This is a genomic window from Aeromonas sp. QDB20 (genome assembly GCF_027707805.1).
GTDB lineage: Bacteria > Pseudomonadota > Gammaproteobacteria > Enterobacterales > Aeromonadaceae > Aeromonas > Aeromonas dhakensis.
This window is the reverse complement of the sequence record NZ_JAPCJC010000037.1, coordinates 1-18,210: the sequence shown is the minus strand read 5'-3', so window position 1 is coordinate 18,210 and position 18,210 is coordinate 1. Positions and strand designations below refer to the sequence as shown.

At 56.1% G+C, this 18,210-nt stretch carries 18 protein-coding genes and 1 tRNA gene; all 19 read right to left on the bottom strand.

The window, feature by feature from the left end; genetic code table 11:
• Window positions 1-125, bottom strand: a 125-nt coding sequence (locus PG897_RS22075) for a GTP-binding protein (RefSeq protein WP_234887766.1), incomplete at its 3' end; no start/stop codon positions are given.
• 54 nt (window positions 126-179) lie between these two features.
• A complete protein-coding gene (fusA, locus tag PG897_RS22070; protein WP_005306261.1) occupies window positions 180-2,285 on the bottom strand; it encodes an elongation factor G in 2,106 nt (701 codons plus the stop codon).
• A 75-nt stretch (window positions 2,286-2,360) separates the two neighbouring features.
• Entirely contained in the window at window positions 2,361-2,831 is a 471-nt protein-coding gene (rpsG, locus tag PG897_RS22065) for a 30S ribosomal protein S7 (protein WP_005306266.1), read from the bottom strand.
• A gap of 93 nt (window positions 2,832-2,924) precedes the next feature.
• Window positions 2,925-3,299, bottom strand: coding sequence for a 30S ribosomal protein S12 (gene rpsL, locus PG897_RS22060; RefSeq protein WP_005306278.1), 375 nt, complete (start codon window positions 3,297-3,299; stop codon window positions 2,925-2,927).
• 183 nt (window positions 3,300-3,482) lie between these two features.
• Entirely contained in the window at window positions 3,483-3,761 is a 279-nt protein-coding gene (gene tusB, locus PG897_RS22055; protein ID WP_005306280.1) for a sulfurtransferase complex subunit TusB, read from the bottom strand.
• 7 nt (window positions 3,762-3,768) lie between these two features.
• Complete coding sequence (gene tusC, locus PG897_RS22050; protein ID WP_201880968.1) at window positions 3,769-4,125, bottom strand: sulfurtransferase complex subunit TusC; 357 nt, start codon at window positions 4,123-4,125, stop codon at window positions 3,769-3,771.
• Between the two features lie 8 nt (window positions 4,126-4,133).
• Complete coding sequence (tusD, locus tag PG897_RS22045; protein WP_065018528.1) at window positions 4,134-4,526, bottom strand: sulfurtransferase complex subunit TusD; 393 nt, start codon at window positions 4,524-4,526, stop codon at window positions 4,134-4,136.
• 86 nt (window positions 4,527-4,612) lie between these two features.
• The gene (locus PG897_RS22040) at window positions 4,613-4,993 is read right to left on the bottom strand and encodes a RidA family protein (protein WP_005306289.1); all 381 of its coding nucleotides are present in this window, start codon (window positions 4,991-4,993) and stop codon (window positions 4,613-4,615) included.
• Between the two features lie 25 nt (window positions 4,994-5,018).
• Window positions 5,019-5,735, bottom strand: a complete 717-nt coding sequence (locus tag PG897_RS22035) for a helix-turn-helix transcriptional regulator (protein ID WP_010635848.1) — start codon at window positions 5,733-5,735, stop codon at window positions 5,019-5,021.
• Window positions 5,736-5,932: 197 nt separating this feature from the next.
• Window positions 5,933-10,237, bottom strand: coding sequence for a DNA-directed RNA polymerase subunit beta' (gene rpoC / locus PG897_RS22030; RefSeq protein ID WP_005306298.1), 4,305 nt, complete (start codon window positions 10,235-10,237; stop codon window positions 5,933-5,935).
• 80 nt (window positions 10,238-10,317) lie between these two features.
• Complete coding sequence (rpoB, locus tag PG897_RS22025; RefSeq protein WP_010635847.1) at window positions 10,318-14,346, bottom strand: DNA-directed RNA polymerase subunit beta; 4,029 nt, start codon at window positions 14,344-14,346, stop codon at window positions 10,318-10,320.
• Between the two features lie 224 nt (window positions 14,347-14,570).
• Window positions 14,571-14,936, bottom strand: a complete 366-nt coding sequence (rplL, locus tag PG897_RS22020; protein ID WP_005306304.1) for a 50S ribosomal protein L7/L12 — start codon at window positions 14,934-14,936, stop codon at window positions 14,571-14,573.
• Window positions 14,937-14,987: 51 nt separating this feature from the next.
• Complete coding sequence (rplJ, locus tag PG897_RS22015) at window positions 14,988-15,488, bottom strand: 50S ribosomal protein L10 (RefSeq protein WP_005306307.1); 501 nt, start codon at window positions 15,486-15,488, stop codon at window positions 14,988-14,990.
• A 256-nt stretch (window positions 15,489-15,744) separates the two neighbouring features.
• Window positions 15,745-16,446, bottom strand: a complete 702-nt coding sequence (rplA, locus tag PG897_RS22010) for a 50S ribosomal protein L1 (protein WP_005306309.1) — start codon at window positions 16,444-16,446, stop codon at window positions 15,745-15,747.
• A gap of 4 nt (window positions 16,447-16,450) precedes the next feature.
• Window positions 16,451-16,879, bottom strand: coding sequence for a 50S ribosomal protein L11 (rplK, locus tag PG897_RS22005; RefSeq protein ID WP_005306313.1), 429 nt, complete (start codon window positions 16,877-16,879; stop codon window positions 16,451-16,453).
• 133 nt (window positions 16,880-17,012) lie between these two features.
• Window positions 17,013-17,564: a transcription termination/antitermination protein NusG gene (gene nusG / locus PG897_RS22000; protein ID WP_005306318.1), complete on the bottom strand. Its 552-nt coding sequence runs from the start codon at window positions 17,562-17,564 to the stop codon at window positions 17,013-17,015.
• Between the two features lie 9 nt (window positions 17,565-17,573).
• Window positions 17,574-17,945 carry a preprotein translocase subunit SecE gene (gene secE, locus PG897_RS21995; RefSeq protein WP_005306322.1) on the bottom strand — a complete coding sequence of 124 codons (372 nt, stop codon included), beginning with the start codon at window positions 17,943-17,945 and terminating at the stop codon, window positions 17,574-17,576.
• A 60-nt stretch (window positions 17,946-18,005) separates the two neighbouring features.
• Window positions 18,006-18,082: transfer RNA gene (locus tag PG897_RS21990), tRNA-Trp, on the bottom strand.
• 53 nt (window positions 18,083-18,135) lie between these two features.
• Window positions 18,136-18,210: hypothetical protein (locus PG897_RS21985; protein WP_197724836.1), on the bottom strand; the 75-nt coding region annotated here is incomplete at its 5' end.

Below are 18,210 nucleotides of genomic sequence, written 5' to 3'. Positions count from 1 at the left end.
CCACCGAAGTGCTTGGCCAGCACGTTGGTGATGGCGGCGGTCAGGGTGGTTTTACCGTGGTCAACGTGGCCGATGGTGCCGACGTTTACGTGCGGTTTATTACGCTCAAATTTTTCTTTAGACACGACGTAGTCCTTCTAGGTTAAACCCGCCTACCGTCGTAGGCGGGGAATCTTAAATTACTTGGATTTGCGCTCTTCGATCACGGCCTGGGCGACGTTAGTCGGAGCATCGTGATACTTGGCGAATTCCATGGCGTAGGAAGCACGACCCTGGGTAGCAGAACGCAGGGAGGTGGCGTAACCGAACATTTCGGCCAGCGGCACCAGAGCACGTACGATCTTGCCGGACGGGCCATCTTCCATGCCTTCGATCAGGCCGCGACGACGGTTCAGGTCACCGATAACGTCGCCCATGTAGTCTTCCGGAGTCTCGACTTCGACCTTCATGATCGGCTCGAGCAGTACCGGGTTGGCCTTCATGAAGCCAGCCTTGAACGCCAGAGAAGCAGCGATCTTGAACGCCAGTTCGGAAGAGTCGACATCGTGGTAAGAACCGAAGTGCAGACGCACGCCCAGATCCATTACCGGATAACCTGCCAGCGGGCCGGACTTCAGCTGCTCGCGGATACCCTTGTCAACACCCGGGATGAATTCGCCCGGAATGACGCCACCCTTGATGTCATTGACGAACTCGTAGGCTTTGCCTTCTTCCAGCGGGTACATGTCGATAACGACGTGACCGTACTGACCACGACCACCGGACTGCTTGGCGTGCTTACCTTCGATATCCTTGACGGTGTTACGAATGGTTTCACGGTAGGCAACCTGCGGCTTACCTACGTTCGCTTCTACTTTGAACTCGCGACGCATACGGTCAACGATGATGTCCAGGTGCAGCTCACCCATACCGGCGATGATGGTTTGACCAGACTCTTCGTCGGTCCATACGCGGAAGGACGGATCTTCCTGAGCCAGACGGCCCAGAGCCAGACCCATCTTCTCCTGGTCGGCCTTGGATTTCGGCTCAACGGCGATGGAGATTACCGGCTCCGGGAATTCCATACGCTCCAGGATGATCGGTGCGTTCTCGTCACACAGGGTATCACCGGTGGTGACGTCCTTCAGGCCGATGGCAGCAGCGATGTCGCCTGCGCGAACTTCTTTGATCTCTTCACGCTTGTTGGCGTGCATCTGAACGATACGGCCAAAACGCTCGCGCTTCTCTTTAACGGAGTTCAGCACGGAGTCACCGGAGTTAACCACACCGGAGTAAACGCGGAAGAAGGTCAGGTTGCCCACGAACGGGTCGGTAGCAATCTTGAACGCCAGAGCAGAGAACGGCTCGTCATCGGAAGCGTGACGCTCGTCTTTGGTCTCGCCATCCAGCTTCAGACCGTCGATCGCAGCAACGTCGGTCGGCGCCGGCAGATACTCGATCACGGCATCCAGCATGGCCTGTACGCCCTTGTTCTTGAACGCGGAGCCACAGGTAACCAGGATGATTTCGTTGTTCAGAACGCGCTGACGAAGAGCTTTCTTGATCTCTTCCTCGGTCAGTTCTTCACCACCCAGGTATTTTTCCATCAGGTCTTCAGACGCTTCAGCAGCGGCTTCAACCAGGTTCATGCGCATTTCTTGCGCCTGTTCCAGCAGCTCGGCCGGCACGTCTTCGTAATCGAAGGAAACGCCCTGGTCAGCTTCGCTCCAGTTGATGGCTTTCATCTTGACCAGATCGATAACGCCCTTGAAGTTCTCTTCTGAACCGATGTTCAGTTGCAGCGGAACCGGGTTACCTTTCAGACGGGTCTTGATGTGCTCAACGCAGCGCAGGAAGTTGGCACCGGTACGGTCCATCTTGTTGACGAACGCGATACGGGGAACCTTGTACTTGTTAGCCTGACGCCATACGGTCTCAGACTGGGGCTGTACGCCACCTACGGCACAGTACACCATCACGGCGCCATCCAGAACACGCATGGAGCGCTCTACTTCGATAGTAAAGTCAACGTGGCCCGGGGTATCGATGATGTTGATACGGTGCGGTTGGAACTGTTTACCCATACCGGACCAGAAAGCGGTGGTCGCGGCGGAGGTGATGGTGATACCACGCTCTTGTTCCTGTTCCATCCAGTCCATGGTGGCAGCGCCATCGTGAACTTCACCGATCTTGTGACTTACACCGGTGTAAAACAGAACGCGCTCGGTAGTAGTAGTCTTACCGGCGTCGATGTGAGCGGAGATACCGATATTACGATAACGCTCAATGGGGGTTGTACGAGCCATTGTCATCCTCTTACTAGGGCACTTGTCCCCAGATAATTGAAGGTGCGCAGAGCCAAAAGACCCTGCGCAAGCGGATTACCAGCGGAAGTGAGCGAAGGCCTTGTTCGCTTCAGCCATACGGTGAACGTCTTCACGTTTCTTGACAGACGAACCCTTATTGTCAGCGGCATCCAGCAGCTCGCCAGCCAAACGCTGAGCCATTGATTTTTCACCACGTTTACGAGCGGCATCAACCAACCAGCGCATTGCCAGGGCATTGCGACGAACCGGACGAACTTCTACCGGTACCTGATAGGTTGCACCACCGACACGACGAGATTTAACCTCGACGGCCGGACGAATGTTGTCCAGGGCTTCTTCGAATACGGCCAGGTGCTCTTTGCCAGTCTTGGTGGCAATGATGTCCAGCGCGCCATATACGATGGCTTCGGAAACAGATTTCTTACCGTCAACCATTACTACGTTGACGAATTTAGCCAGCAGCTCTGATCCGAACTTGGGATCCGGCAGGATTTTACGCTGACCAACAACACGACGTCTTGGCATTTCAAATTCTCCGTAACTTCAGGGGTTACCCAAAACTAGAAAGTTATCTAACTAGAAACGAATTAACGTTTGGCCTTACTTAACGGAGAACCATTAAGCTTTCGGACGCTTCACGCCGTACTTGGAGCGAGCCTGCTTACGGTCTTTAACACCGGCACAGTCCAACGCACCACGAACGGTGTGGTAACGAACACCTGGCAAGTCTTTTACACGACCGCCACGGATCAGAACAACAGAGTGCTCTTGCAGGTTGTGACCTTCACCACCGATGTAGGAGGTGACTTCGAAGCCGTTGGTCAGACGTACACGGCACACTTTACGCAGTGCAGAGTTAGGCTTCTTCGGGGTGGTGGTGTATACACGAGTGCACACGCCACGCTTCTGAGGGCACGCTTCCAGCGCCGGCACGTTGCTTTTCACAACGAGCTTGATGCGTGGCTTGCGAACCAACTGGTTAATAGTTGCCATCAAAAGGCTCCTGATAATGACTTCATAAACATGTGAAAAATCCTCCCCGCAGATACGGGGACGCGAAATTTTATGCCCTGTTGTCAAGGGAGTCAAGATTTATACAATCCGTGTCGGGAACGGCACGGCAGAATGTGTGTAAAGGCACGGTAAGTCACTGAAATTATTTTATAAAAACAGTTTCTAGCCACCCCAGGTCTGCGGTGAGCCTTTTTCGGCGATCAGCGCGACCAGGTCGGCCATCTCCAAATCCATCCCGATCCGTGACTGCAACCCCCTCGCCTGCAGGTCCTCCCGCATCACGTAGAGCGGCACGCCTGTCAGCCGCTCGCTCCACAACGGGGCCGTTGCCGCGACGACGGCGTCCTGCATCAGCACCAACACATCGTCAGGCTGGCGATAGGCCAGTGCCTGCTCCAGCTCCCGACTCTGGAAGGGAGAAGTCAATATCAGCTGTATCATGGCTACCTCAAAAACAGATGTGGGTGCTGCAGTCGCCCCACTGACGACGAATGTCGGATCGGGAGAGACCGGTCACCGGGATCAGCAGCTCCTCGGGCGTCAGCCCCCGTTCCGCCAACGAGTCGGTACACACATAGACCTCTTCGATGTCGTACAGCTCGAGCATCTTGAAGGTCGGCGCATAGTGACGCTGCAAGATGGCCTGCGGCTGCTGGTCCTTGAGCAGTTGCAGCACGCCGTCCTCGATGAGAAACAGCGCCAGCGACTCCGTCATGGCAGAGGTGGCCAGCAGGGCGTCGAGACCTTCCCGGCCAGCCGCAGTACCATGAGGCCCGCGCCGGCAAATGAACGCTATCTTGTGCATGCTTCCCCCTAGAACTGGACAAAGCGATCGGCGGTCAGACTGGCTTCCGCCAGCTGGCCCAACCCGCTCAGGCAAAAGGGCACTTCCAGATTGAACTGCGCTCTGCCCATCCCCTTGGCTTCCTGCTCATCCAGTACACCACGACGCATGGCCGCCGCCACGCACACGTCGATACGGATCCCCTGCTGGATGGCGAGCTCGCGCCACAGGGCGACCAGGTTGCTCTCATCGGAGGCGGGAGCATGCAGACCGTTGCCGTTGCAGACCCCATCCTGATAGAAAAACAGGTGAGACAGTCGATGACCCTGTTCGATGACGCTCAGGGCAAAGCGATAGGCCGTGCTGGCCGACTGGGTACCATAGGCCGGCCCCGTCACCAGCAAGGCGAAATTGAGACTCATATCCGGACTCCTGCGCATGTATCAGCCCATTCTACGCCAAATACGAAAAAGCCCCTCCTGGGAGGGGCTCTTCGTACCGCCTTGGATCAGACGTAAGCGATGGCTTCGACTTCAACCAACACGTCCTTGGGCAGGCGCGCCACTTCCACACAGGAGCGAGCCGGGGCCGATTCACCGAAGTAACGGGCATAAACCTGGTTGAAGGCAACAAAGTTGTTCATGTCGCTGAGGAAACAGGTGGTCTTCAGCACCTTGCTGGTGTCGGCACCCGCTGCCTTCAATACTGCAACCAAGTTCTTCATAACCTGCTCGGCCTGAGCCTCGATGCCGCCAGCCACGATCTCCATGGTGGCCGGATCGAGCGGGATCTGCCCTGAGGTGAAGACCAGCTCGCCCAGTTTGGTGGCCTGAACATATGGACCAATTGCGGCAGGAGCCTTGTCGGTTGCAATAACTTCTTTAGCCATTCTTGTCTATCCCCTTCTATGGCGCTTATTCGTTTTCGTCTTCACCCTGCTTGCGCTGTCGGATGTACAGATAAACGGTGTGTTTGGAAATATTCAGTTTGTCGGCGACCAGGTTGATCGAGTCCTTAATATCAAATATGCCCTTCTCGAACAACTGGGTCACGATAAACCTGTTTTTGGCATTGTTGGCAACGGTCGGATCGCGGTTGATTTCGTCGATGGTATTGTCCACCGTCTGGGCAACCAGCTCTTCCACACTGTTGGCAAAGGTCTCCGGCGACTGACGCTCGACTTGTTGCGGCGTCGGGAAGAATTCGGCGACAAACTCGTGAAAAGGCGCATTGATGTGCAGGTTGATGCAGATAAGGCCGATCACCTGCCTGTCACTATTCCTGATGGCGATGGTGCTCGACTTCATCAGGGCGCCGGTGCGGCTGCGAGCAAAATAGCTCTGGGTGTAATCCTGGCCGGTATTCTCTATGTCCTTGAGCATACGCAGCGCGAGATCGGTAATGGGGGCCCCCTCATTACGTCCCGTATTGAACCCGTTGGCAATCTTGATCACGGACTCGTGCAGATTTTCCAGGGAGTGGAGCACCACTTCACAGTGCTTGCCGAACAGCTCAGCCAAGCCGTCGATAAGCCCATCGTATGAGCGCAACAATTCCCTGTCTTCGTCTGTAAAAGTGCGACCGATCAGTTGCTCTTCGGGAAGCATCACTTCCTCGATACCGACAGTCATGTTCTACCCCTGTAATACCCATTCAACTTTCCCGAGTTTTCAGTTGCGAGGGTTCAATGTCAACTTTTTTTGATTTTTTACTCCGCAACCTTGCTCTGGATCATCCGAATATCCGCGTGGCATCAGGCTTTGCCGAGAAAACAGCCAATAAAAAGGGCCCCATAAAGGGGCCCTTTTTCAATCACTGCAGCAGAAGATTACTCTTCGTCAAAGCTGCCGGCTGCGTTGAGCAGATCCGCCAGGTTTTGCTGAGCTTCATCGGCAGTCACCTGCGGTGCGGCAACGGCACGAGCGGCTGCGGCACGCTGGTTGATCCGGCTGTGGTGGTAGGCAAAGCCGGTACCAGCCGGGATCAGACGACCCACGATCACGTTCTCTTTCAGGCCACGCAGTTCGTCGCGCTTGCCGCCAACGGCAGCTTCGGTCAGAACGCGGGTGGTTTCCTGGAAGGAAGCCGCGGAGATGAAGGACTCGGTGCTCAGAGATGCCTTGGTAATACCCATCAGGATGTGACGGTAGGTGGCCGGGGTCTTGCCCTCAGCAACCAGCTTACGGTTGGCAATCTTCACGCGAGCAACTTCAACCTGTTCGCCTTCGATCAGGTCGGTGTCGCCAGCAGTCAGGATCTCGCACTTGCGCAGCATCTGACGAACGATGACTTCGATGTGCTTGTCGTTGATCTTAACGCCTTGCAGACGGTAAACGTCCTGCACTTCGTTGGCGATGTAGTTGGCGACCGGGCTGATACCGCGCAGACGCAGGATATCGTGAGCAGACTCAGGACCGTCCGCCAGCACTTCACCCTTCTCAACTTTTTCACCTTCGAACACGTTCAGGTTACGCCACTTCGGAATCATCTCCTCGTAGACGTCGCCACCATCGGTCGGGGTGATGACCAGACGGCGTTTGCCCTTGGTCTCTTTCCCGAAGGAGATGGTACCGGAGATCTCGGCCAGGATGGCCGGCTCTTTCGGTTGACGTGCTTCGAACAGATCCGCAACGCGCGGCAGACCACCGGTGATGTCCTTGGTACCGCCGGACTCTTGCGGGATACGCGCTACCGCGTCACCCACACCCACGTTGGCACCATCTTCCAGGTTCACGATCGCCTTGCCCGGCAGGAAGTACTGGGCAGCTACATCGGTACCCGGGATCATCACGTCCTTGCCGTTCAGGTCGACCAGTTTCACGGTCGGACGCATCTCTTTACCGGCGCTCGGACGCTCGTTGACGTCCAGCACGACGATGGAGGAGAGACCGGTCAGCTCGTCGGTCTGACGAGTAATGGTCACGCCGTCGATCATGTGTTCGAAGTGCAGGCGACCCGCCACTTCGGTGATGATCGGGTGAGTGTGCGGATCCCAGTTGGCGACGGTTTCACCGGCGCTCACGGCCTGGCCATCCTTCACTTCCAGCACGGCACCGTAAGGCAGCTTGTGGCTTTCTTTGGTACGGCCCATCTCGTCCATGATGGTCAGTTCGGTAGAACGAGAGGTGATAACCAGTTTGTCGTCGCTGTTGTGAACGAACTTGGCGTTCTGCAGCTTGATGCTACCGGTGTTCTTGACCTGGATGCTGCTCTCGGCAGCGGCACGGGATGCGGCACCACCGATGTGGAAGGTACGCATCGTCAGCTGGGTACCCGGTTCACCGATGGACTGGGCGGCGATAACACCGACAGCCTCACCCTTGTTAACCAGGTGACCACGGGCCAGATCACGGCCGTAGCAGTGAGCACAGTTACCGAAGTCGGTCTCACAGGTGATGGCAGAACGTACCTTCACGCGGTCGACGGAGTTGCGCTCCAGCAGGTCACACAGCTGCTCGTCGAGCAGGGTGTTGCGTGCTACCAGCACTTCGTCTTCAGTACCCGGCTTGATCACGTCATCGGCAACCACACGGCCCAGCACGCGCTCACGCAGCGGCTCGACCACGTCGCCACCCTCGATCAGCGGAGTCATCCACAGACCTTCGGTAGTGCCGCAATCGTCCTCGGTGATCACCATGTCCTGTGCCACGTCTACCAGACGACGAGTCAGGTAACCGGAGTTCGCAGTCTTCAGTGCGGTATCCGCCAGACCCTTACGAGCACCGTGAGTGGAGATGAAGTACTGCAGTACGTTCAGACCTTCGCGGAAGTTCGCCACGATCGGCGTCTCGATGATGGAGCCATCCGGCTTGGCCATCAGGCCACGCATACCGGCCAGCTGACGAATCTGGGCTGCGGAACCCCGCGCACCGGAGTCGGCCATCATGAAGATGCTGTTGAACGAGGCCTGCTCTTCTTCTTCACCCAGCGAGTTGACGTTACGCTCTTTGGACAAGTTCTCCATCATAGCCTTGGATACACGCTCGTTAGCGCTGGCCCAGATATCGATAACCTTGTTGTAACGTTCGCCCGCAGTCACCAGACCGGACAGGAACTGGTCCTGGATCTCGGCGACTTCGGCTTCGGCAGAAGCGATGATGTCCTTCTTGGCATCCGGGATGACCATGTCATCGATACCAACGGACGCACCGGACAGGGCCGCATAGTGGAAACCGGTATACATCAGCTGGTCAGCGAAGATAACGGTGTCCTTCAGGCCCTGCTTGCGATAGCAGGTGTTCAGCAGACGAGAGATCAGCTTCTTGCCCAGCGCCTTGTTGGAGACGCACTTGATCCAGTTCTGCGGGTTGGCATCCAGATCAGCCTGTTCGGCGGCAGTCAGCACCTTCGGCTCGTCGATCAGGGCGTATTCCATGCCTTTCGGCAGGATCAGGCTCAGGATCGCACGACCAACGGTGGTGTTCTTCATCTCGGTCTTGGCAACCAGCTCACCGGCTTCGTTCTTCACGTACTCGGTGATGCGGCACTTGACGCGCGCATGCAGGTCGGCCAAGCCGGCACGGTAGACCTTTTCGGCCTCTTTCGGACCGGACAGCACCATACCTTCGCCCTTGGCGGCGATACGGGCACGGGTCATGTAGTACAGACCCAAGACCACGTCCTGAGACGGAACGATGATCGGCTCACCGGAGGCAGGCGACAGGATGTTGTTGGTGGACATCATCAGGGCGCGCGCTTCCAGCTGGGCTTCCAGGGTCAGCGGTACGTGGACCGCCATCTGGTCACCGTCGAAGTCCGCGTTATAGGCGGCACAGACGAGCGGGTGCAGCTGGATGGCCTTGCCTTCGATCAGGGTCGGCTCGAACGCCTGGATACCCAGACGGTGCAGAGTCGGTGCACGGTTCAGCAGGACCGGGTGTTCGCGGATCACTTCGTCCAGGATGTCCCAGACAACAGCTTCTTCGCGCTCAACCATCTTCTTGGCGGCCTTGATGGTGGTCGCCAAGCCGCGAGTTTCCAGCTTGCCATAGATGAAGGGCTTGAACAGTTCCAACGCCATCTTCTTCGGCAGACCGCACTGATGCAGGCGCAGGGTCGGACCTACGGTGATAACGGAACGACCGGAGTAGTCGACACGCTTACCGAGCAGGTTCTGACGGAAACGACCTTGCTTACCCTTGATCATGTCGGCCAGGGATTTCAGCGGGCGCTTGTTGGAGCCGGTAATGGCACGGCCACGACGACCGTTGTCCAGCAGGGCATCCACGGACTCTTGCAGCATGCGCTTTTCGTTGCGCACGATGATGTCCGGTGCAGCCAGATCCAGCAGACGCTTCAGACGGTTGTTACGGTTGATCACGCGACGGTACAGATCGTTCAGATCGGAGGTCGCGAAACGGCCGCCGTCCAGCGGTACCAGCGGACGCAGGTCCGGCGGCAGCACAGGCAGCACTGTCATGATCATCCACTCCGGCTTGTTGCCGGACTGCAGGAAGGCTTCCATCAGCTTCAGACGCTTGGTGGTCTTCTTGCGCTTGGTCTCGGAGTTGGTCTGATCCAGCTCTTCGCGCATGGTGCGCACTTCGCCTTCCAGATCGATGGCGCGCAGCAATGCCAGGATTGCTTCGGCACCCATCTTGGCGTCGAATTCGTCGCCCCACTCTTCCAGTGCGTCCAGGTACTGCTCTTCGGACAGCATCTGGCTGCGCTCGAGGTTGGTCATGCCGGGTTCGATCACTACATAGGATTCGAAATACAGCACGCGCTCGATGTCACGCAGGGTCATGTCCAGCAGCAGGCCGATACGGGACGGCAGGGACTTCAGGAACCAGATGTGGGCAGTCGGGCTGGCCAGCTCGATGTGGCCCATACGCTCACGACGGACCTTGGTCTGGGTCACTTCTACGCCGCACTTCTCACAGATCACACCACGGTGTTTCAGGCGCTTGTACTTGCCGCACAGACACTCGTAGTCCTTCACCGGTCCGAAGATACGGGCGCAGAACAGACCATCACGCTCCGGCTTGAAAGTCCGGTAGTTGATGGTCTCAGGCTTTTTGACCTCACCGAATGACCAGGAGCGGATCATGTCAGGAGAGGCCAGACCGATCTTGATACTGTCAAACTCTTCGGTCTTGGTCTGAGCCTTCAAAAACTTGAGTAAGTCTTTCACGTGTTTCCCCTGTCAGGAGTCTAACCTCGGCGCCCCTCTCGGGGCGCCCACGTCAATTCTCGAACAATAAGAGCGAGCCCTTACTCTTCGTCCAGCTCGATGTTGATACCCAGAGAGCGGATTTCCTTCAGCAATACGTTGAAGGATTCGGGCATGCCCGGCTCCATACGGTGGTCGCCATCCACGATGTTCTTGTACATCTTGGTACGGCCATTCACATCGTCAGACTTGACGGTCAGCATCTCCTGCAGGGTATATGCCGCACCGTAAGCCTCCAGGGCCCACACTTCCATCTCACCGAAACGCTGACCACCGAACTGCGCCTTACCACCCAGCGGCTGCTGGGTAACCAGGCTGTAGGAGCCGGTAGAACGCGCGTGCATCTTGTCGTCTACCAGGTGGTTCAGCTTCAGCATGTACATGTAACCCACGGTGACCTTACGCTCGAAGGCGTTACCGGTACGACCGTCGAACAGGGCGATCTGACCGGATTCCGGCAGGTCGGCCAGCTTCAGCAGGGCCTTGATTTCGCGCTCTTTGGCGCCATCAAATACCGGCGTTGCCACCGGCAGACCCTTGCGCAGGTTACCGACCAGGGTACGTACGTCGTCGTCGGACAGCTCGGCCACGTTCACTTGCTGGGTGTCTTTCTCGCCCAGGTCATAGACCTGTTGCAGGAAGTCACGCATCTCGTGCAGCTCACGCTGTTCCTTGACCATGCGGTCGATCTTCTCGCCGATACCCTTGGCCGCGAGGCCCAGGTGTACTTCGAGGATCTGACCGATGTTCATACGGGACGGTACGCCCAACGGGTTCAGAACGATGTCGACCGGACGGCCGTACTCGTCATGGGGCATATCCTCGACCGGACAGATCTTGGAGATAACACCCTTGTTACCGTGACGACCCGCCATCTTGTCACCCGGCTGGATGCGACGCTTGACGGCCAGATAGACCTTGACGATCTTCAGTACGCCCGGCGCCAGGTCATCGCCCTGGATGATCTTGCGACGCTTGTTCTCGAATTTCTTGTCGAACTCGGCCTTCAGCTCAACGTGCTGTTCAGCGATCTGTTCCAGCTCGATTTGCTTGGCTTCATCTTCGATGGCCAGTTCAAACCACTTGGAGCGATCGAGCTTGTTCAGACGGTCTTCGCTGTAACCGGCGGCCAGCAGCAGGTTGCGGGAGCGGCCGAAAATGCCGTCTTCCAGGATCTTGAACTCTTCGGTCAAGTCCTTCTTCGCTTCCTTCAGCTGCATCTCTTCGATTTCTTTGGCGCGCTTGTCTTTTTCCACGCCATCGCGGGTAAAGACCTGCACATCAACCACGGTACCGTACACACCGTTCGGCACACGCAGGGAAGAGTCCTTCACGTCGGACGCCTTCTCACCGAAGATGGCGCGCAGCAGCTTCTCTTCCGGGGTCAGCTGGGTTTCACCTTTCGGGGTCACCTTGCCGACCAGAATGTCGCCGCCCTTCACTTCCGCACCCACGTAGACGATACCGGACTCGTCCAGCTTGGACAGAGCGGCTTCACCCACGTTCGGGATGTCGGCAGTGATCTCTTCCGGACCCAGCTTGGTGTCACGGGAGATACAGGCCAGTTCCTGGATGTGAATGGTGGTCAGGCGGTCTTCCTGAACAACACGCTCGTTCACCAGGATCGAGTCTTCGAAGTTGTAACCGTTCCACGGCATGAACGCGACGCGCAGGTTCTGACCCAGCGCCAGTTCACCCAGATCGGTGGACGGGCCGTCAGCCAGTACGTCGCCCGCCATTACCGGCTCGCCCAACATCACGCACGGACGCTGGTTGATACAGGTGTTCTGGTTGGAACGGGTGTATTTGGTCAGGCTGTAGATGTCGATGCCGGCTTCGCCAGGCAGCAGCTCATCTTCGTTGACCTTGATAACGATACGGGAGGCATCGACGTAGTCGATCATACCGCCACGCTTGGCCACTACGGTAACACCGGAGTCAACGGCCACTGCGCGTTCCATACCGGTACCAACCAGCGGCTTGTCGGCGCGCAGAGTCGGTACAGCCTGACGTTGCATGTTTGAACCCATCAATGCGCGGTTCGCGTCATCGTGTTCCAGGAACGGGATCAGGGCCGCTGCCACAGAGACGATCTGTTGCGGGCTCACGTCCATATACTGGATCTGGTCGGCGTTCATAAAGGTGGATTCACCTTTGTGACGGCACGGGATCAATTCATCTTTCAGACGGCCATCTTCGGTGGTCGCGGCGTTAGCCTGTGCGATCACGTACTTGCCTTCTTCAATAGCAGACAGATAGTCCACTTCGTCGGTGATCACACCGTCAATGACCTTGCGGTACGGGGTCTCGAGGAAACCGTACTCGTTGGTACGAGAGTACACGGACAAGGAGTTGATCAGACCGATGTTCGGACCTTCAGGAGTCTCGATGGGGCACAGACGACCGTAGTGGGTCGGGTGTACGTCTCGAACTTCAAAGCCGGCACGCTCACGAGTCAAACCGCCCGGGCCCAGCGCGGAGATACGGCGCTTGTGGGTTACTTCGGACAGCGGGTTGTTCTGGTCCATGAACTGGGACAGCTGGCTGGAACCAAAGAACTCTTTGACTGCGGCGGAGATCGGCTTGGCGTTGATCAGATCCTGCGGCATCAGGGTATCCAGGTCGCCCAGGGAGAGACGCTCCTTGACCGCACGCTCGACACGCACCAGACCGACACGGAACTGGTTCTCGGCCATTTCACCGACAGAACGGATACGACGGTTGCCCAGGTGGTCGATATCGTCCACTTCGTCGTTACCGTTACGGATGTCGATCAGGCGCTTCATCACATCGACAATATCGTCTTTGGTCAGGGTGCCCACGCCGGTCTCGTCTTCACGAGCCAGACGGCGGTTGAACTTCATCCGACCTACGGTAGACAGGTCGTAACGCTCGGAAGAGAAGAACAGGTTCTCGAACAGCTGCTCTGCGGCTTCGCGAGTCGGCGGCTCACCCGGACGCATCATGCGATAGATCTCGACCAGGGCTTCCAGGCGGCTGGAGCTGGAGTCGATACGCAGGGTCTCGGACATGTAGGCACCGTGGTCCAGTTCGTTGGTGAACAGAACCTCGAAATGCTTGAAGCCGGCTTGGGAGAGGTTGGCTACCGCTTCCAGGCTCAGCGCCTGGTTGGCAGTCACTACCATCTCGCCAGTTTGCGGATGTGCGTAGTCCTTGGCAGCAACTTTGCCAACAACATACTCAACCGGTACCTCAATCTGGGTAACGGAATCTTTTTCCAACTGACGGATGTGACGCGCAGTCACTCGACGACCGGTCTCAACCACCACGGCGCCATTGGCCACGATGTCAAAGGTCGCAGTTTCACCACGCAGGCGCTCCGGCACCAGATCCATCATCAGCTTGCCATCTTTGACTTCGAAACCGATGGTCTCGAAGAAGGTGGCCAGAATCTGTTCGGAACTGAAATCCAGGGCACGCAGAATAATGGATGCCGGCAGTTTGCGACGACGGTCGATACGGACAAACAGGTTGTCTTTCGCATCGAACTCGAAGTCCAGCCAGGAGCCACGGTAGGGAATAACGCGCGCGTTATACAGCACCTTACCGGATGAATGTGTTTTGCCTTTATCGTGGTCGAAGAAGACGCCCGGGCTGCGGTGCAGCTGGGAGACGATTACCCGCTCGGTACCATTGATGACAAAGGTGCCGTTCTCGGTCATGAGCGGAATTTCGCCCATGTATACTTCTTGTTCCTTGATGTCTTTGACGGTGCCGGCAGCTGCTTCACGGTCGTACAGAACCATACGAAGCTTGACACGCAGCGGCGCGGAGTAGGTCACTCCACGGATCTGGCATTCTTTTACGTCAAATACCGGCTCACCCAGGCGATAGCTGACATACTGAAGCTCAGCACTACCGGAGTAACTGGTGATCGGGAAAACGCTACGGAAAGCGGCCTCTAGGCCATATTCACCTTCCGGGTCAGCCTCGATGAACTGCTTGAAGGAGTCCAGCTGAATGGACAACAGATAAGGCGTGTCCAGTACCTGGTCTCGCTTACCGAAGTCCTTACGAATGCGTTTTTTTTCGGTATAAGAGTAAACCATAGGGTTCCTCAGCTCGCTGATAAGTGACCCACTCTGTCCCACGGGACAGCTCTGTCTCAACACCGTTTTGTGTTGGCCCGGACGAAAGAAAACAGTCCGGATTGCTGGTGCACCGAGAGTCGTAAACGGTGTGAAATGCTCTCAGTCTACAGCGCAAAAAGGCTGGTGAACAAAAATTCACCAGCCCTAGCCTGTTTTATCAGGCTAATCTACATAAATGCAGATTATTTGATCTCAACAGAAGCACCGGCAGCTTCCAGCTCTTTCTTCAGAGCTTCAGCTTCGTCCTTGGACACGCCTTCCTTCAGGTTAGCCGGGGCAGCTTCTACCAGATCTTTGGCTTCTTTCAGGCCCAGACCGGTAGCGCCACGAACGGCTTTGATAACGGCAACTTTGTTGGCGCCAGCAGCAGTCAGAACTACGTCGAACTCGGTCTTCTCTTCTACTGCTTCAGCAGCAGCCGGGCCGGCCATTACGGCAGCAGCGGCAGAAACACCGAACTTCTCTTCCATAGCTTCGATCAGCTCAACAACTTCCATTACGGACATGGAAGCAACGGCTTCGATGATTTGGTCTTTAGTGATAGACATGACAAAAATTCCTGATGTTGAATAAACTCAAACAGCCTAGATAGGCGAGAATCAAGCAGCAGCTTGTTTCTGGTCGCGAACAGCAGCGATAGTACGAACCAGCTTGCCAGCAGAGGCTTCCTTCATGGTAGCCATCAGCTTCGCAATTGCTTCTTCGTAAGTCGGCAGCGTGGCCAGACGATCAATTTGTGCTGCGGCGATAAACTCACCGTTAAAAGCGCCAGCCTTGATTTCGAACTTTTGGTTCGCTTTGGCAAACTCTTTGAACAGACGAGCGGCAGCGCCCGGGTGTTCGTTAGAGAAAGCAATCAAGGTAGGACCGGTAAATGCGTCGTTCAGGCACTCGTATTCGGTACCTTCTACCGCGCGACGCAGCAGGGTGTTACGCACAACGCGCATGTACACACCAGCTTCACGAGCGGTTTTACGCAGGACGGTCATCTTGTCTACAGTCACGCCGCGAGAATCGGCAATCACTGCAGAAAGAGCGCCTTTGGCAGCTTCGTTGACTTCAGCAACAATTGCCTTTTTGTCTTCGAGTCCCAATGCCATTGGCTTAACTCCTGGATTGAATCCGGGTCAATTGACCCAGTACTGACACATCCCCCCTACCTTTACAACAGAGGGGAACGATGCGGTAGCAGGATTCCAGAAGAGAAAGAATCTTTCTCGCTGGGTTTCCGGCACCGTCTACGCAGGAAGTATTAAGGCCTAGCGGCCTCCTGCGGTCTTGGACGGAGGTCGAAGCCCCCAACCAATCAAGGCGCAAAATTATAGATTAAATTTTGCGCCTTGTAAAATCCATCAATTAGGCCTGAGCTTCCAGAGTAGCTTGGTCTACGGCAACACCGGCACCCATAGTGGTGGAGATGCTTACCTTCTTGATGTACTGACCCTTGGCGGAGGACGGCTTGGCCTTTTTCAAGGCAACCAGCAGAGCTTCCAAGTTCTCTTTCAACTGAACTTCGTTGAAGGAAACTTTGCCCAGGGTAGTGTGAATGATACCGTTCTTGTCGTTACGGTAACGAACCTGACCAGCCTTGGCGTTCTTGACGGCTTCGGCTACGTTCGGGGTTACAGTACCAACTTTCGGGTTCGGCATCAGGCCGCGCGGGCCCAAGATTTGACCCAGTTGACCAACAACGCGCATGGCATCCGGGGATGCGATCACGACGTCGAAGTTCATCTCGCCTTTCTTGACCAGATCGGCCAGGTCATCCATGCCAACCAGCTCAGCACCGGCAGCTTTGGCAGCTTCGGCGTTGGCACCTTGGGTGAACACGGCTACGCGTACATCACGACCGGTACCGTGCGGCAGTACAGTAGCACCACGTACGTTCTGGTCAGATTTACGAGCATCGATACCCAGGTTAACGGCAACGTCAACGCTTTCAACGAACTTGGCGGTAGCCAGTTCTTTCAGCAGGGCAATGGCTTCGTTGATGGAGTACTCTTTGGTACCGTCAACTTTTTCGCGAATAACGCGCATACGCTTGGACAGTTTAGCCATTGTCTTACTCCTCCACTACCAGGCCCATGGAACGAGCGGAGCCGGCGATGCAACGTACTTTTGCATCCAGATCGGCACCGGTCATATCCGGCTCTTTGGTCTTGGCGATTTCTTGCAGCTGGGCAACAGTCACCTTACCAACCTTGTCTTTGTTCGGCTTGGCAGAACCAGACTGGATACCAGCGGCTTTCTTCAGCAGGAAGGAAGCGGGCGGAGTCTTGGTTTCGAAGGTGAAGGAACGGTCGCTGTAAACGGTGATCACGACCGGAGTCGGAGAACCTTTTTCCAGCTTCTCTGTACGAGCGTTGAACGCTTTACAGAATTCCATGATGTTAACACCGTGCTGACCCAGAGCAGGACCAACGGGAGGGCTGGGGTTAGCACTGCCAGCCTTAACTTGCAGCTTGATATAAGCTGTGACTTTCTTAGCCATTACAAAAATACCTCAGAAATGGGTTCTAACGCCTCGGAGACATGCTCCTGCAAACGGCTCCCCAACTAATAAAGGGGCAGCGAATTATAATGACATTCGCTGCCCCTGACAACCGTTAACGAACAGAGTTTAATCAGCCTTTTTCGACTTGACCAAAATCCAGCTCGACCGGAGTAGAACGGCCGAAGATCAGTACGGAGACCTTCACGCGGCTCTTTTCGTAGTCCACCTCTTCAACGGTACCGTTAAAATCGGCGAACGGACCATCGGCAACCCGCACCATCTCACCCGGTTCAAACAGGGTTTTCGGACGCGGCTTGTCGTGGGCATCTTGCAGACGATTGAGGATGGCATCCGCTTCCTTATCGGAGATAGGAGCAGGACGATCAGAGGTGCCACCGATGAAGCCCATGACGCGCGGTACGTTGCGTACCAGGTGCCATGTGGTTTCATCCATGATCATCTGCACCAGGACGTAGCCCGGGAAAAACTTGCGCTCACTCTTGCGCTTCTGGCCAGCACGCATCTCGACCACTTCTTCGGTCGGGACCAGCACTTCACCGAACATGTCTTCCATGCCATGCATCTTGATATGTTCACGCAGGGATTTGGCGACACGGCCTTCATAGCCGGAAAACGCCTGCACGACATACCATCTCATACGCTGTTCACGTTGTTCAGTCATGGCTTATCCTTACACACCGGTAATCAGGTTGACCAACCAGACCAGGGCACCGTCCAGAACGAACAGCAGCAGCCCCATCACGGCAGTCACCGCCAGCACAATCAGGGTTGTCTGAATGGCTTCCTGACGGGTCGGCCATACGACCTTGCGTACTTCCAGGCGAGACTCACGGGCAAATGCCAGTGTTGCCTTTCCCTTGGTGGTTTGCAGGGCTACTGCACCGGCAGCAGCAATGACAACGACCACACCCAGGGCGCGGACGGCAGCGACAACATCGTTGAGCAGGTAATTACCCACTACAGCGGCCGCCAGGATAATGAAAACCAGGCCCCAAAGCAGGGTATCCTTGCTTCCGCCCTGGCTCTCAGAACTAACACTCATACAACCCACCTGTATCTGACGTAACCAAAGACACAAAAGCCCCGTACGAGACGAGGTATATGGCAGGGGCGGCAGGACTCGAACCCGCAACCATCGGTTTTGGAGACCGCTGTTCTACCAATTCGAACTACGCCCCTGCATAAGAAAGCCCCTATTATAGGGGCTTTGCTTTATTTATGTAAGCCAAAGATTAAGCGATAACTTTAGCTACAACACCAGCACCTACGGTACGGCCACCTTCACGGATGGCGAAACGCAGGCCGTC

Excerpts from the sequence above, each read along its gene's own strand:
- rplK (WP_005306313.1), bottom strand. The coding sequence starts at position 16,879 with ATGGCTAAGAAAGTCACAGCTTATATCAAGCTGCAAGTTAAGGCTGGC.
- nusG (WP_005306318.1), bottom strand. The coding sequence starts at position 17,564 with ATGACTGAACAACGTGAACAGCGTATGAGATGGTATGTCGTGCAGGCG.
- secE (WP_005306322.1), bottom strand. The coding sequence starts at position 17,945 with ATGAGTGTTAGTTCTGAGAGCCAGGGCGGAAGCAAGGATACCCTGCTT.
- PG897_RS22035 (WP_010635848.1), bottom strand. The coding sequence starts at position 5,735 with ATGACTGTCGGTATCGAGGAAGTGATGCTTCCCGAAGAGCAACTGATC.
- rpoB (WP_010635847.1), bottom strand. The coding sequence starts at position 14,346 with ATGGTTTACTCTTATACCGAAAAAAAACGCATTCGTAAGGACTTCGGT.
- PG897_RS22040 (WP_005306289.1), bottom strand. The coding sequence starts at position 4,993 with ATGGCTAAAGAAGTTATTGCAACCGACAAGGCTCCTGCCGCAATTGGT.
- fusA (WP_005306261.1), bottom strand. The coding sequence starts at position 2,285 with ATGGCTCGTACAACCCCCATTGAGCGTTATCGTAATATCGGTATCTCC.
- tusD (WP_065018528.1), bottom strand. The coding sequence starts at position 4,526 with ATGAGTCTCAATTTCGCCTTGCTGGTGACGGGGCCGGCCTATGGTACC.
- rplL (WP_005306304.1), bottom strand. The coding sequence starts at position 14,936 with ATGTCTATCACTAAAGACCAAATCATCGAAGCCGTTGCTTCCATGTCC.
- rpsG (WP_005306266.1), bottom strand. The coding sequence starts at position 2,831 with ATGCCAAGACGTCGTGTTGTTGGTCAGCGTAAAATCCTGCCGGATCCC.
- rplA (WP_005306309.1), bottom strand. The coding sequence starts at position 16,446 with ATGGCTAAACTGTCCAAGCGTATGCGCGTTATTCGCGAAAAAGTTGAC.
- rpsL (WP_005306278.1), bottom strand. The coding sequence starts at position 3,299 with ATGGCAACTATTAACCAGTTGGTTCGCAAGCCACGCATCAAGCTCGTT.
- tusB (WP_005306280.1), bottom strand. The coding sequence starts at position 3,761 with ATGATACAGCTGATATTGACTTCTCCCTTCCAGAGTCGGGAGCTGGAG.
- rplJ (WP_005306307.1), bottom strand. The coding sequence starts at position 15,488 with ATGGCATTGGGACTCGAAGACAAAAAGGCAATTGTTGCTGAAGTCAAC.
- tusC (WP_201880968.1), bottom strand. The coding sequence starts at position 4,125 with ATGCACAAGATAGCGTTCATTTGCCGGCGCGGGCCTCATGGTACTGCG.